Source organism: Alteromonas halophila, from assembly GCF_014651815.1.
Taxonomy (GTDB): Bacteria; Pseudomonadota; Gammaproteobacteria; order Enterobacterales; family Alteromonadaceae; genus Alteromonas; species Alteromonas halophila.
Genome location: NZ_BMXP01000005.1, coordinates 70,330 through 84,840, shown reverse-complemented (window position 1 = coordinate 84,840; position 14,511 = coordinate 70,330). Strand labels below are relative to the sequence as shown.

Below are 14,511 nucleotides of genomic sequence, written 5' to 3'. Positions count from 1 at the left end.
TATGCTACTCAACTCACTCCTGATGACCTTTGCTTTAAGCGGTACTGCTAATGCCAGCGATCAACCATTTTCAGGGGCCTCGCCCTGGCCTGAGATCCGCCAGCAGCGGATTGAAACCTTATTGCCTGATGCCATGCAACGTGCAGGCGTTTCACACTGGCTAATTGTGTGCCGGGAAAATGATAACGATCCTATCGCCGCCCATGTAGGCTGTGAAAATGCCGGAGGCACTGCTGTGGTTATTTTCAGTGCCAAAGAGAACGGTGTAACATCGCTAATCTTTTCACCGGTCAGTGAATCCACAGCATTGAAAGAGTTAGGCACCTACGATACCGTGACAGATGTGGCACGCAGCGACTCAGCTATCAATCAGGCTGCCGAATGGTTAGCCAGCCAGTCCACCAGCGCCATTGCAGTAAATTCTTTTTCCCAGAATCCTCAGGCTGACGGCTTAAGTCATTCTCAGTTCATGGCACTGAACAACGCACTGAGTCCCGGTCAGCAACAACAACTTACTGCCGCCGAGCCGCTAATTTATGAATGGTTATCGCGCAAGCTGCCTGAAGAAGTCGCGATCATGGCAGAGGCGGCGACGATAACCTCGAACTGGCAATATCAGGCCTACCAGATGGTAGAGCCCGGAAAAACCACAGACAAAGATATCGCCGACTTTCTTAAAGCACGCATTGCTGAGGCCGGTGTTCAGGACGGCTGGGCACCGTCACAAAACCCGGCTGTTAATTCCGGGCCAGACCGCGGTCATTCCCACCCAACTAACCGCGTTATTCAGCCAGGCGATGTCATTCAGATTGACTTTGGGATCCGGGTCTATGATCGCTGGGTGACGGATATCCAGCGCTTTGCCTATGTGCTGCAGCCTGGTGAAACTGCTGCGCCTGCGCACATACAGCATGCGTGGGACAGTGCCATTGCTGGCAACCGTGCAGCGTTTGACGCAATGAAAGCAGGTGCGACCGGCCGTGAGGTACATCAGGCGCAGCTGGCAGTCATGGATGACGCTGGGTCACTACCGGTAATGTGGAGTACCGGCCACCCGGTAGGCTATGTTGCCCACGATACCGGGCCTAACCTGGGTGTCAGGGCCACATCAGAACGTAAACTGGACACAGGCATGACCTTTGCGTTTGATGGGTTTTACAGCTGGTACTATCCGGGCAGCGATGAGCAGCAAACCAAGACCATTTCGGTTGAGGAAATGGTGGTAATTGACGAACAGGGCGCCCGTTTTCTCACCGCGCCGCAACAGTCTCTGATCCTTATCGGCAGCGACGAATAAAAAAAGCGGCCGCTGGCCGCTTCAGCTGTCGTCTGTGCTTACTCGCTAAGCAGGTCATTTTCCAGTAACTCGCTGACCAGATCAGCGAGGCTGTGATTGCTTATCAGCGCAGTGGCTTTTTCAATATCCGGGGCAAAGTAGCGATCCTTATCGTAAAACGAAACAGCGCCCCGCAGCAGTGCGTGCACACGTTTAAGCGGTTCACTGGTTGCCAGTGGCTGTCTGAAATCAATGCCCTGCGCAGCGGCCAGCCATTCAATGGCCAGGATCCCCGCAACATTGTCATAGATATCGCCTAAGCGACGTCCGGCAAACGTCGCCATCGACACATGATCTTCCTGGTTCGCTGACGTAGGCAAAGAATCAATACTGGCAGGATGAGCCAGCGTTTTATTTTCACTGGCCAGCGCCGCCGAGGTAACCTGAGCAATCATAAAGCCAGAGTTGACCCCGCCATTTTCAACCAGAAACGGCGGCAGTCCGCTCAGGTTTGTATCAATCAGCAGCGCCATACGTCGCTCTGCCAGCGCCCCGATTTCAGAAAGCGCAATGGCCAGCATATCCGAGGCCATGGCCACTGCTTCAGCATGGAAATTTCCGCCAGACAAAATGTCTTTATCATCCGCAAATACCAGCGGATTATCCGACACACCGTTAACTTCGGTGATAAGCGTTTGCATGGCATACCGGCATTGCTGCAGACACGCGCCCAGTACCTGCGGCTGACAGCGAAGTGAATAGGGATCCTGCACTTTTTCGCAGCCTGCGTGTGAGTGGCCAATCTCAGATTCTTTGAGCAAATCACGAAACCCTTTGGCGATGTCACTTTGCGACTGATGACCGCGTACTGCGTGGATCCGCGCATCGAACGGAACCCGTGAGCCCAGGGCGGCTTCCACACTCAGCGCCCCCACTGCCAGTGTGCTGAGCAGTGCATTTTCAGCTTTAAACAGGCCTTCCAGCGCAAACGCGGTAGAGGCCTGCGTGCCATTTAACAACGCCAGGCCCTCTTTAGGTGCCAGCGCAATGGGAGACAAACCAGCCTGTTTAAGGCCTTGTGCAGCGCTTGCCCGCTTGCCTTCTATCAGTACTTCGCCTTCACCCAGCAATACCGCACTCATATGTGCCAGAGGCGCAAGATCGCCTGAGGCGCCCACTGAGCCTTTTTGTGGGATAGCCGGCCACACCTCGGCATTAAACAAGGTGATCAGTGCATCTACTACCTCAGGGCGGATCCCGGAAAAGCCGCGGGACAGCGAGTTGATTTTTAGCAGCATCAGCAGACGCACCGTAGAAGGCTGCATAAATTCGCCAATGCCGGCCGCATGGGACAGGACAATACTGCGCTGCAGTAACTCCAGTTCGTCTTCTTCGATGCGGGTATTGGCCAGCAGGCCAAAGCCGGTATTAATGCCGTACACCGTACGTCCCTGGCTTAGCACCTCACTCACCGTGTCAGCAGACTGCTGCATTGCGGTATACGCCTCATCATTCAGCGCGATGCTCTGATGCGCTCTGAAAAAACGACGGCAATCATCCAGACTTAGCTGGCCCGGTGTGATAGTAAACATTTCGCTCATGCTATTACTCCTCATCTAGCATGGGTAAATCAAGCTTGTTTGCTCTGGCACAGTCGCGGGCGATATCGTACCCTGCATCTGCATGGCGCATGACGCCGGTTGCCGGATCGTTATGCAGTACACGGGCGATCCGTTCATCGGCTTCGTCGCTGCCGTCACACACGATCACGACACCGGAATGCTGACTAAAGCCCATACCCACACCACCACCGTGATGTAAGGATACCCAGGTCGCGCCGCCTGCCGTATTTAGCATGGCGTTTAGCAGTGGCCAGTCTGATACCGCGTCAGAGCCGTCTTTCATGGATTCGGTTTCCCGGTTAGGCGACGCCACTGAGCCTGAGTCCAGGTGATCACGTCCGATCACCACCGGCGCAGAAAGCTCACCACTGCGTACCATCTCATTAAAAGCCAGACCGAGCTTCTGACGTTCGCCCAGCCCAACCCAGCAAATCCGTGCAGGCAGGCCCTGGAAGGAAATGCGTTCACAGGCCATATCCAGCCAGTTGTGAAGGTGTGGATTATCCGGGATAAGTTCCTTCACTTTTTCATCGGTCCTGTATATATCTTCGGGATCGCCGGACAGGGCTACCCAGCGAAACGGGCCAATACCCTGACAAAACAGCGGGCGAATGTATTTAGGCACAAAACCGGGGAAGTCGAAGGCCTTCTCCACGCCCTCTTCCATCGCCATCTGACGGATATTATTGCCGTAATCCAGTGTTGCCGCGCCCTTCTCCTGAAAGCCCAGCATGGCACTGACCTGCAGTGCCATTGACTGCTTGGCGGCTTTCACCACACCACGCTCATCGCGTTCACGTTCCAGTTTCGCTTTATCCATTGACCAGCCTTTCGGCAGATAGCCATTCAGCGGGTCATGCGCACTGGTCTGGTCGGTGACCACATCAGGGATTACATCGCGGGCAAGTAATTCCGGAAACACCTCAGCGGCGTTACCCAGCAGGCCGACAGAAATTGCCTTGCCCTGCTGTTTAGCCTCAGCCAGCATGGCAAGGGCTTCATCAACACTGGTCGCCTTTTTATCGACGTACCCGGTGCGCAGACGAAAATCGATACGGCTTTCATCCACTTCCACCGCAATCATGGAAAACCCTGCCATGGTCGCGGCCAGCGGCTGTGCACCACCCATGCCGCCCAGGCCACCGGTCAGGATCCAGCGACCCTCGGCTTTGCCATCAAAGTGGGTTTTGGCGACACTAACAAAGGTTTCGTAGGTGCCCTGCACAATTCCTTGTGAGCCAATATAGATCCAGGAGCCTGCGGTCATCTGGCCGTACATCATCAGTCCCTTGCGATCAAGCTCGTTAAAGTGCTCCCAGTTCGCCCAGTGCGGCACCAAATTAGAGTTGGCAATCAATACCCGTGGCGCATTTTCGTGGGTTGGAAATACGCCTACCGGCTTACCGGACTGGACCAGCAGGGTCTCGGTATTTTTCAGTCGTTTAAGGACATCCACAATGGCATCATACGATGCCCAGTTGCGGGCCGCACGGCCAATTCCGCCATACACAACCAGTGACTCGGGATGTTCGGCCACGTCCGGGTCAAGGTTATTCATTAACATACGCAGTGGCGCTTCTGTCTGCCAGCTTAGGGTATTGAGCGTGCTGCCGTGCGGTGCACGGATTCTACGGTTGGGATCGTGTCGGGTCATAGGGTGTCTCCGTTATGTCGGCTGTCAAAGGCAATATGATCGCCCAGACGGTAGCGGTTGCCCGGATGTATAAGGGTGGCAAAGCTCACCACGCCCCGGGCTGAAAACGTACGGCGGCTGATTTTCAGACAGGGCTCAGCGGCCTTAATGTGTAAATGTGTTGCAGTATCACTGTCAGGCATTACGGCTTCGACGATATGGTCGGCCTCAGTCAGCGGCGCAACCTTATTGAGATACTGATTGGCGGTCAGACGGGTAAAGTCCTGTTTCAGGTAGTCAGGCGCCCACTGCGGGTTCACCCAGCGGGCCTCCAGCTGAACAGGCTGTGCATTGTCAGCGTGGACGATAAGGGTGTAATACACCGGAGTATCAATGGCGACCCCTAACCACTGTGCCACTGTTGCCGTTGCCGGTATGGTCTGTTGTGTCAGGACCTCGCACTGATGCTGATGGCCCCGGGCATGGATCTCTTCCTGAATACCGCGGATTGTCAGCATCGAACTCATGGGCCGGTTGTCAGAGACAAACGTCCCTACCCCCTGGGTACGGGCCAGGATCCCTTCATCCACCAGCTCGGTCAGCGCCCGTCGCGCGGTCATGCGGCTGACACTGAAGCGTTGTGCCAGCTGGTTTTCTGAGGGCACTTTTTCTCCTGCGCGCAGTCGTCCTGTCTCGATATCATCGAGCAGCGCTGCTTTAATGGTGACAAATCGTGCCTGCATGAAACCCCGTCCGGATCAGCTGCGTAATAATGAAACGGACTTTACGCCCTTCAGCTTGTATATACAAGTATAGATAAGTAGACTGCCACAAAGACATTAAGGAGCGCGTATGTCAGAGATGCTCATCACCCATGCACGAATCGCGTCAATGCAGGCCATTGAGGCGCCATTTGGCGAGCTTGAGGCAAATTCTGTGCGGGTACGTGACGGTGTAATCACCGAAATTGGTCATAATTTAACAACCACAGGCACTGAGACGCATATCGATGCGAAAGGCCAGTGGCTGTTGCCGGGGTTTATCGACTGTCATACCCACATCGTGTATGGCGGCGATCGCGCCGATGAATTTGCCCGTCGTCTGGAAGGCGTAAGCTACCAGCAAATCAGTCAGGAAGGCGGCGGCATAAAACGCACAGTACGTGACACCCGTGCAACCAGCGAAGATGAACTGCGAAGCCAGTCCGCACGCCGGGTCGCTCGCCTGGTCGAAGAAGGCGTGACCACCATTGAGGTAAAATCAGGCTATGGGCTGGACACAGAGACCGAACGCAGGCAACTGCGCGTGGCAGATGCGCTGGCCCGGGAGTTTGGGATCACTGTCAAAAAAACCTATCTGGGTGCCCATGCTATGCCACCTGACTGTGACACTGATGCAGATGCCTATATCGATTTTGTCTGCAATACCATGATCCCACAGATTGCTTCTGAGGGCCTGGCCGACGCCGTTGATGTGTTCTGTGAAAATGTCGGCTTTACCCTTGCGCAGACTGAACGCGTATTTACGGCCGCCAAACAGGCCGGACTGCCAGTTAAAGGCCATGTGGAGCAGCTCAGCGACAGCAAGGGCGCGCGCCTCGCCGCGCAGTATCAGGCGTTGTCGGTGGACCACCTTGAGTACCTGCATAGCGATGACATTGACGCGCTCAGGCAGGCCGGTACCGTCGCCGTGATCCTGCCCGGCGCCTTTTATTACCTGAAAGAAACGCAAGAGCCGCCAATACAGGCATTACGCGATGCCGGGGTTCGAATGGCCGTTGCCACTGACATCAATCCGGGCACATCGCCGGTTGCCTCATTGCTGACCAGCGCCAATATGGCCAGCGTTCTGTTTGCCATGACCACTGAAGAAGTTATCCGCGGCATGACCGTGCATGCAGCAGCGGCGTTAGGACTTACCGATCGCGGTGTCATCGATACCGGAAAACGGGCGGATCTCACCTTGTGGGCCATTCCCTCGCCTGCTTCGCTGGTGTACGAGATTAACGGCTACCGGCCAACCCAGGTCATCAGTGGAGGTAAGCATGTCATTTAAAGATCTCTGGAACGGGCGTATCGACAGTGAAGATGGCGAAGCCGGTCACCGCTGGCATCAGCGGGTCAGCTTCGATAACAAAGCGAGTCAGGGTGATACGGTTCTGATTGGCTACCCCAATGATGCCGGGGTTATCGCCAATAAGGGGCGGCCCGGTGCATCTGGCGGCCCGAACGCACTGCGCCAGTCGCTGGCGTCCCTGCCCTGGCAGTTAACCGGCAATCTGATTGACAGCGGCGACAGTGATATTGCGGATGATCTTGCGACGACACAGCAGCATTTCGCCGATGCGGTGGACAGATATCTTAACCAGGGAGCCAGAGTCATTGGTCTTGGCGGTGGCCACGATATCGCCTGGGGCAGCTGGCAGGGCCTTAAGAAGGCCCGCCCTGATGCGCGGATCGGCATTATCAATCTGGATGCCCACCTGGATTTGCGCCCCTGCGACACGGTGACCTCTTCAGGCACCCCGTTCCGGCAAATTGCCAGGTGGTGTGAGGCAAACAGCCAGCCTTTTCATTACGCCTGTCTGGGCGTGTCTGAAGCTGCCAATACCACAGCATTACTCGATTATGCCAAAGCATCAGGCACCCGCGTATTACGGGATTTTCGTTTCAGTGCCGATCGCGCCGCGACGCTGGTCAGTAGTATGCTCGATGAGATTGATGAGCTGTATGTCACGGTGTGTATGGATGCGTTTCCTGCTGCGTCAGCACCAGGAGTGAGCGCGCCGGCAGCATTAGGCATTCCGGCCTCAGAAGTGGTGATGTTTTTACGCTGGCTGGGGGTTGAAGTGACAAACCGGCGCATTAACTGGCGTCTGTCAGATATTGCCGAACTTAACCCAAGTTTTGACAAAGACCACAAAACCTCACGACTGGCAGCACGAATGGGTTTTGAACTGGCCCGCTCGATGCCTTCAGGCACTTAAGCGGCGTATTGTTGCCCGCGCAGGAACCGGCGCGCCGCCGTCAAACCGGACCGGTAACCCAGTGCCAGTTTACGCCTATGCATGGTCAGGCGTCGCACACGAAAGGCCTCATCCGGTGCAATCACCGTCACGCTGCAGTCCTTTGGCGGTGATTCCAGCCACTCACGGGTGTGATTGTACACATCCGCGCGATTTAAGATGGCCTGCATTAACTGCGGCTGACGCCCGTACAAGCGCTCGAGCAGCCAGGCTGAGCGAATATCCGGCTTGGCAAAGCTTAAAGGTTGCGAAAGCACCACGGTAATATCCCGCGCGCCCATGGCATAAGCTTTTTGAGCCGGAATGGGATCGGCTACTCCACCGTCAGTATAGCGTTTCCCGTCAATCACCGGTTGCTCACGGTAGGCGGTAGGGATGGCGCAGGATGCCACCATTAAGTCATCGATATTGTCATTCGACACCCGATGGTACTCGCAGTCACCGGTATCAACATTGGTGATCCCCACGTGCAAAGGAATGGTGTCCACCGGCGCTCTGCAGTGCGACGGTAAAGCATTTTTGCACTGCTGCCACAGCCAGTGAACATCGGTCATATGGCCGCCGCGAATAAACCGTAGCGGGCTGAAGAATTCGCGCCGGGTGGCATACTCAGAAATAATCGTCCGGCTTAAGCCCTGCGCCTGCGTGATGTAGGTGGCAAGGTTGGTGGCTCCGGCCGACACGCCGACAGCAAGGTCAAAGTCCATCATGTCCCGCTTTAAGAAGCCATCCAGCACACCCGCAGCAAAAATGCCCCGCATGGCTCCCCCTTCGACAACCAGGGCTTTTTTCATGACACTTTCCCTCCGTCAAATCGGTTACGCGTAACTATAATTTCACTATTTCAATGCAGTTTTACCTTTTTACTGCCGGATGCGAGAAATTGATTAATTTATTAAGCGTCCTGTCTGGCCACATAGCTCAGTGCATTTTTTATCGCCTGTTGAGTATGCAATACGGGCGCTTAATACAAAAAATCTCATGGAGCGAGTTCGGTGTAAGGTGAACGGAATTTCAATCCGACGGACTGTCGGTTTATTTAACACTACTTTTTCTGTAATCAATTTACGGAGAACAACACCTTGTTTCTAAGCGTATTTTATTTACGGAATAAACATTGCTTAAAATTTATACAGCAAATGTGGTTAACATTGTTCTTATGTGCAGTTTCAATGATTTTGCTCTCGGCAATTTTTTACATCATGGAGATAGATTAGATGCGGAAACTACAAAAGAATAAGCTACTGATAGTATCTGTTGTTGCAGGAGCGTTGGGCCTGGCCTCTCCTGCGCAAGCGGGGCTGATGACCTTTAAATTTTCAATAGGAGGATTTTCAAATGGCGGAAGTGTAACGGGCTCATTTACTGGTGAGGATCTTAATGGCGACGGCTACTTAAGTTCATTTCCGTTTAAGCAGGATGTTGACTTTCTGAACAATTCGTTTTCAGCAGGGCAAAATGAGATCACCAAAGCTTCGGCGACGTTCAATGGCATGTTCGACGGTGGAGCTAGCTATGGGACTGTAACTAACTTTACAATCTCGCATGATCTGACCGATCTGACTGATTTTGCGTTTGGGGTTCCAAGCTTTCTTATCGATATGTTTTTTACCCTGAACTATAACCTGAACTCGCCGGGTACTATCGGCGATGATCCGTTTGAAGGAATACTGTTAGCCCCGTTCGATGGTTCAGGCGTATTTGGGGCTGGGAATTTTCTGCCTACGACTGATTTAAATTTTATATTTGATTCAATTAATGATTTGCCAGGGGGATCAACGCTGACATCAAGCCTGATCAATAACAACTCAAACGGCGCGCCATGTGTAAACGGTGCGACGTGTGGGACGGTCCATACCGTCGCACCGGACGCCAATGGCGTTCCTTTTGTTGCGGGTTATGACCTTACCAATGCGTTAGTCCAGGTCACCAGAGTGCCGACGCCGGGTTCCTTGTCACTGTTTGGAATAGGCATCATCGCTTTACTGACAATTCGCCGGAAGGCGGGAGTGCGGCGAAAAGTACAACTGGTTTAATTCCCGCAATTTCACTAACTCAGCAGTACTCTGGGTGCTGGCGACGCCGTCCGTTTACGCTATGTGCTCCGGAAACCAGATGGTGTGGGCTGTTTAGCCCACACGTTTGTGCTCTCCTATTCGGTGCTAGCCATCTCACTTACGGTATTTGCTTCGATGCGAGAACCAATCAGGCATACCCTAATACGAATCAAATGAGACAAGACCGCTGTTAAACCCGCGAGATGTCCGTCGAATACATCCGCTCTGCGAGCCATGCACTATGTTACTCACGCCGGCTTACCGCTGATACGGCGTTGGCAGCCCGCTTCTGATTACCACTACGATTCATTTTCGTCGCTTAAGCTGAGCATCAGCACACTGATCCCAGCTTGTCAGTAACACACGCCTGTTAGCCTTATCTGTCGCCTGTGAAATCAGACTATCAACGTCCTCACCTGGCACGATAGAGACCCTTGCTTTCGCGTACATGACGTCGTCGTAGCTGCACAAAAACCCAGGAAGCTGGATGACAGGAAAAAAAAGCCGCGTTTCCGCGGCTTTTGACTTACTTCAGGAACGGGTTATTTTTCCGTTACGGTGATGACCGGCGCTCCGGCATCCGGCCCTTCAACCCGGAATTCATAGGTACCTGCGGCGACATCAAGCAACAGGTTATTGTTGCTGGGAGCAAGACCTTTTGGCACATCCAGCATCACCTCGTTGCTAGCCGCACCATCCGGACTACCAAGGTTGACCGTTGACCAGTCTTCCGAGGCGACCTTGAACTCCGTCGAACCGCCGCCTAAGTCGATATCGACGGTGTACACACCACTGCCCTGGTAGACCAGCGGGTTATCCGTGCCCCAGCCGTTCATGCCACCGCGCAGGTAGACCGGTGTATCGCCAAAGAACTCTTCTTTGAACACACGAAGCTTAGGCTCGTCCAGCGTTGTCACATCAAAGATGAAGACATAGCCTTCGTTACTTTCGATGTCGATCAGCAGGTTATTGTCGCTGGTTGCCAGGAAAGTATCTTCACCCAGCGTCACAACTCTGTCTGCGTTGTCACCACTGACAGCGCCTAAGTTTACGGTCGACCAGTCTTCCGAGGCTACCTTAAACTCATAACTGCCAACATCTAGATCCACCGACGCAGAGTACAGGCGTCCGCCATCGTAGGTCAGCTCATTGTCTGTGCCCCAGCCGTTAAAGCCACCGCGAACATAAACTGGTGTACCCACGTACGGCTCTTCGTTTACTACGCTCAGAATTGGTGCGCCAGTATCGGTAGCATCGACGGTAAACAGGTAGGTCGCATCCACCGATGGTGTGAAGATAAGGTTGTTGTTGCTGGGTGCCAGCACTTTTTCTTCATCTTCAATTACCGTCTGTGACTCACCATCTTGCGCGCCTAAGTTCACGGTAGACCAGTCTTCAGAGGCCACTTTAAACTCATAGGCTGTTGCTGCAGTCAGAGGAACTGCTACCTGATACACACCTGAGCCCTGATAGGTCATCGGATCGGTAGTGCCCCAGTCATTCATGCCGCCACGCAGGTAGACGGTGGTGTCACCATAGGGCACAACGTCCGGCGCACCTGACGTTGCGTACGCTGACAGGCCATAGCCCTGCATGCCCATCTGCGGCTTAACAAATACCGCCATGGTCAGCGCCGGCACGGTAAAGGTGCCATTGCCTTCGTCATCGCCGGAGCCTTCAGTAAAGAAGGCGCCACGTACGGTGGGATCTACCGAGTTCATGTGGGTCATATGAAGCTCAAAACCCGTCGCAGTGTTCACCGTGATAGACTTTTCTTCATAGCCGCTGTTGACCACCACCATAATGGCATCGTTCATGGGGTCCAGATCGTCGAGCGTCGTCTCAGAATCCGGCGACACACCATCATCAATGCTCATGGCAATCAGACCCGGCTGCTGACGACGACCAATGTTGTGAAAGCCAACACGGTCGATAATCGCCTGTCCGGTTGTCAGTCTGAACAGCGGACTGTCGCGGCGAATCGACACATACTCACCGAAGACTGCCGAGGCAAACTCAATGTCGGTCATAGAGGCAGCACGCTCAGGTGAGTAAATAAACTCACCCATTTCCTCCCAGCGCGCTTCATTGTCCTGCGCCGGAGGCAGGCCAACATTCCAGTTGTTGGTCTGATAGGTAAAGTCTACGTAGTTGAACCAGTCACCTGAGTCATAGCTGTTACGGTCCATCGACTTAGAGCGCAGCATGTCACCGCCCATCTGCAAAAACGGAATGCCCTGCGACATGATCGGAATACTGATCCCGATATTCTGCGCCCGTACCCGCTCGGCCAGGGTTAAGTCCATTGGCAACGCGTAATTAAACTGATCCCACAGCGTTTCATTATCATGTTTTGACACATAGTTAATGATGTCTGCCGGATCTTCTGCGTAGCCACCCAGTGAGCTGGTGGTGGTAGCCGTGCCACCGGAGGTTTCCAGCACGTAGTCTGTGAGGGTACCAATCATGCCGACCTTAACCCGGTCCTGTGCACCCAGTATGCCGTCGCTGTCAGGATTAAAGATTTCGCCCTGACGCACCGCCTCACGCAGCCGATCGTTAAACGTACCAATTTCTGTACCGGCCATGTTTAGCTGATTGGCCTGCTCATACGCACCATAGCTTTCAACATTCTTGGTCCAGCCTTCGCCGTAGAAGTAGTTATCCGGGTCAATGGCCTGAACGGCTTCACGTAAACGCAGCATGGTGTCTTTACTGGCCTGACTCATAATGTCGAAGCGGAACGAGTCATACTTATACTGCTCAGCCCACATTACCAGTGAATCGTGCATCAGTTTTTCCATCATGGCGTTACGCGGTTCCGTATCGTCACAACAGGTTTCGCGAACAATGTCACCGGTCTCAATGGTATAGCGGTGATAATAACCGGGCACAACCTTGTCCAGCACTGATTTAGGGAACACGCCAGAGGCATTGGTGTGGTTATAAACCACGTCCAGCGCAACGCGCAGACCCATTTCATGCAATGCCTGGATCATGGCGCGCATTTCAATGATTCGCTCCACACCTTCAGCGCTGGATGCATAACTGCCTTCCGGTGCGTTGAAGTGGTGCGGATCGTAGCCCCAGTTAAAGGTATCGACATTGCGCAGATCATTGGTCAGTTGCTGTGCTTTTGCTGCTTCAGCCAGTGGATCATAGCCATTGAATACGTCAATCAGGCGCTCACCGGCATCCGCTTCCTCACACACTGCCGCGTCTGCATTGAGGCGACATAAGTCTGCCACGGTATCGTACAGATCAATGGTATTGCGCGGGTCCTCATCGATGGTGGCGATGTCGTTCGCCGGCAGAATGTGGAAGTAATTGACGCCCGCATCAACCAGCTTCTGCAGGTGCATGACAGGTGCCGTGCCTTCTTCGGTGAAGGCCAGATATTTACCGCGATTTTCTTCCGAGGTCGACATATCACGGGCACTGAAGTCACGGATATGGCCTTCGTAAATGACGGCATCTTCCGGATTGCTTACTGCAGGAATGCTGTGGTCAACCCATCCTTCAGGCTTAAGATCATCATCGTTTAAGTTTACGAACCGCGAGAAACGTCCGTTGGTCGACAGCGACACCGAATACGGATCGGTCACTTCCAGCGTTTCAACCGTGTCTGTGATGGGGTGATACACGGTAACTTCATACCGGTATAACACGCGATCCAGCGACATATCGCCTTCATACGTCCACACGCCGGATGCGTCGTTACGGATCATATCGAAGCTATTCGCCTCGGTTTTATTGTCGTTAAAGGTCAGTAAACGCACCGATTTTGCGGTTGGCGCCCAGACTGCCGCCGTAATGCCACTGTCGGTATACACTGGACCCAGCATGGCTTCATCGGCATCGTCCTCACCAGCTGTGTAAAGCTGATCAATGGCATTGGCTGTTTGAATACCGGTTGCCGCAATCAGGGTGCCGTCGGCGTTATAGCCGCCCAGTACCGCCTGCCCGCGTAACACAGCCTTGGCATCTTCAGCTGACCAGTCACCGTACCAGGCCATCAAGCCTGACAGGTGGGGCGCAATAGCCTGTTGCTCTTCTGTCAGTTCCGCCATTTCCAGTTCAATGGCAGTGCCATTGAGGCCCTCTTCCAGCGTTGCTTCAAGGCCCGCATCTGCGGCATGATGCAACTGCACGTAGCTGACTTCTGACGGCACATCCCACAACAGGGTATTGGCATCTAACCAGTGCGCACCAAAACCTTCAATAGAAACCGGCTGTGGGCCTAAGGAAACAATGGGAAACTCAAACACATTTTCAACACCAGAAAAGGTGAAGTTCATGCGTGTAAAGCGCGGATCATCCTGATTCAGTGGTGCAGTATAATCGAAACCGCCCATTTCTTTACCGGCATCTTCGGTGCCGATATGGATGATAAAGTTATGGCAATCGTCGTAGCCTTCCTTGAGATCCAGAACCCAGTACGCACCATAGTTGGGATCAATGCCTGATGGCGTTCGGCCGCTTGCCCAGTCAGTGTCAGGATCGGCGAACGCATCACAGGTGTCATTGTTCCAGGTATGCAGTCGCCAGCCGTCATAGGCCGGGTCATTCGGGACATTGTCGGCATCCACTGCTGCACGGTTGTAATACAGTACGGCCTGATTTTCACCGGGAAAGAACACAGGGTCCGGTGCGTTTGGATCAGCGCCAACAACGCAGGCATCATTGGCTTCATTCGGTACGGTCGGAGGATCGCACTCAATCGGCGGCGGTGGTACACAGTCGTCACCGGCTTCATTAGGTACATTAGGTACGCTACAGACCAGCAAGGCGCTGGTGCCCGATTCCACATCACTGCTACCGCCACAGCCAGTGATCACTAGTAGACTCAGTACCAGCGAAATCATCGCCAGCACCCGTTTTACACTAAACATAGGTTG

General features: G+C 53.8%; 9 protein-coding genes. 4 read left to right on the top strand and 5 right to left on the bottom strand.

Annotation, left to right across the window (positions count from 1 at the left end; all coding sequences use genetic code 11):
• The first annotated feature begins 1 nt into the window (after position 1).
• A complete protein-coding gene (locus IE054_RS11240; RefSeq protein ID WP_189406493.1) occupies positions 2-1,297 on the top strand; it encodes a M24 family metallopeptidase in 1,296 nt (431 codons plus the stop codon).
• Between the two features lie 38 nt (positions 1,298-1,335).
• Here the strand turns inward: IE054_RS11240 and hutH are convergent, their stop codons facing one another.
• The 3 genes from hutH to hutC are packed head-to-tail and all read right to left on the bottom strand — an operon-like array spanning position 1,336 to position 5,274.
• Complete coding sequence (gene hutH / locus IE054_RS11235) at positions 1,336-2,877, bottom strand: histidine ammonia-lyase (RefSeq protein WP_189406491.1); 1,542 nt, start codon at positions 2,875-2,877, stop codon at positions 1,336-1,338.
• A gap of 4 nt (positions 2,878-2,881) precedes the next feature.
• On the bottom strand, positions 2,882-4,552 hold the full coding sequence (gene hutU / locus IE054_RS11230) for a urocanate hydratase (protein WP_189406488.1): 1,671 nt from the start codon (positions 4,550-4,552) through the stop codon (positions 2,882-2,884).
• Complete coding sequence (hutC, locus tag IE054_RS11225; protein WP_189406486.1) at positions 4,549-5,274, bottom strand: histidine utilization transcriptional repressor HutC; 726 nt, start codon at positions 5,272-5,274, stop codon at positions 4,549-4,551. The genes hutU and hutC overlap by 4 nt, the downstream gene beginning before the upstream one ends.
• Before the next feature lie 109 nt (positions 5,275-5,383).
• Here hutC and hutI point away from each other — a divergent pair, with 109 nt between their 5' ends.
• A complete protein-coding gene (hutI, locus tag IE054_RS11220; protein ID WP_189406484.1) occupies positions 5,384-6,586 on the top strand; it encodes an imidazolonepropionase in 1,203 nt (400 codons plus the stop codon).
• On the top strand, positions 6,576-7,517 hold the full coding sequence (hutG, locus tag IE054_RS11215) for a formimidoylglutamase (RefSeq protein WP_189406482.1): 942 nt from the start codon (positions 6,576-6,578) through the stop codon (positions 7,515-7,517). Before hutI ends, hutG begins: the two co-directional genes overlap by 11 nt.
• Here the strand turns inward: hutG and IE054_RS11210 are convergent.
• Entirely contained in the window at positions 7,514-8,350 is an 837-nt protein-coding gene (locus IE054_RS11210; protein WP_189406481.1) for a patatin-like phospholipase family protein, read from the bottom strand. The two genes, hutG and IE054_RS11210, sit on opposite strands and share 4 nt — an antisense overlap.
• A 423-nt stretch (positions 8,351-8,773) precedes the next feature.
• Here IE054_RS11210 and IE054_RS11205 point away from each other — a divergent pair, with 423 nt between their 5' ends.
• On the top strand, positions 8,774-9,592 hold the full coding sequence (locus IE054_RS11205) for a hypothetical protein (RefSeq protein ID WP_189406479.1): 819 nt from the start codon (positions 8,774-8,776) through the stop codon (positions 9,590-9,592).
• A 563-nt stretch (positions 9,593-10,155) separates the two neighbouring features.
• On the opposite strand, the gene IE054_RS11200 is transcribed toward IE054_RS11205, so the two are convergent.
• Positions 10,156-14,505 (bottom strand): alpha-1,6-glucosidase domain-containing protein, encoded by a 4,350-nt coding sequence (locus IE054_RS11200; RefSeq protein ID WP_189406478.1) that lies wholly within the window; start codon positions 14,503-14,505, stop codon positions 10,156-10,158.
• Positions 14,506-14,511 lie beyond the last annotated feature (6 nt).

Coding starts and splice junctions, on each gene's coding strand:
- IE054_RS11240 (WP_189406493.1), top strand. CDS start 2: ATGCTACTCAACTCACTCCTGATGACCTTTGCTTTAAGCGGTACTGCT.
- hutH (WP_189406491.1), bottom strand. CDS start 2,877: ATGAGCGAAATGTTTACTATCACACCGGGCCAGCTAAGTCTGGATGAT.
- hutU (WP_189406488.1), bottom strand. CDS start 4,552: ATGACCCGACACGATCCCAACCGTAGAATCCGTGCACCGCACGGCAGC.
- hutC (WP_189406486.1), bottom strand. CDS start 5,274: ATGCAGGCACGATTTGTCACCATTAAAGCAGCGCTGCTCGATGATATC.
- hutI (WP_189406484.1), top strand. CDS start 5,384: ATGTCAGAGATGCTCATCACCCATGCACGAATCGCGTCAATGCAGGCC.
- hutG (WP_189406482.1), top strand. CDS start 6,576: ATGTCATTTAAAGATCTCTGGAACGGGCGTATCGACAGTGAAGATGGC.
- IE054_RS11210 (WP_189406481.1), bottom strand. CDS start 8,350: ATGAAAAAAGCCCTGGTTGTCGAAGGGGGAGCCATGCGGGGCATTTTT.
- IE054_RS11205 (WP_189406479.1), top strand. CDS start 8,774: ATGCGGAAACTACAAAAGAATAAGCTACTGATAGTATCTGTTGTTGCA.
- IE054_RS11200 (WP_189406478.1), bottom strand. CDS start 14,505: ATGTTTAGTGTAAAACGGGTGCTGGCGATGATTTCGCTGGTACTGAGT.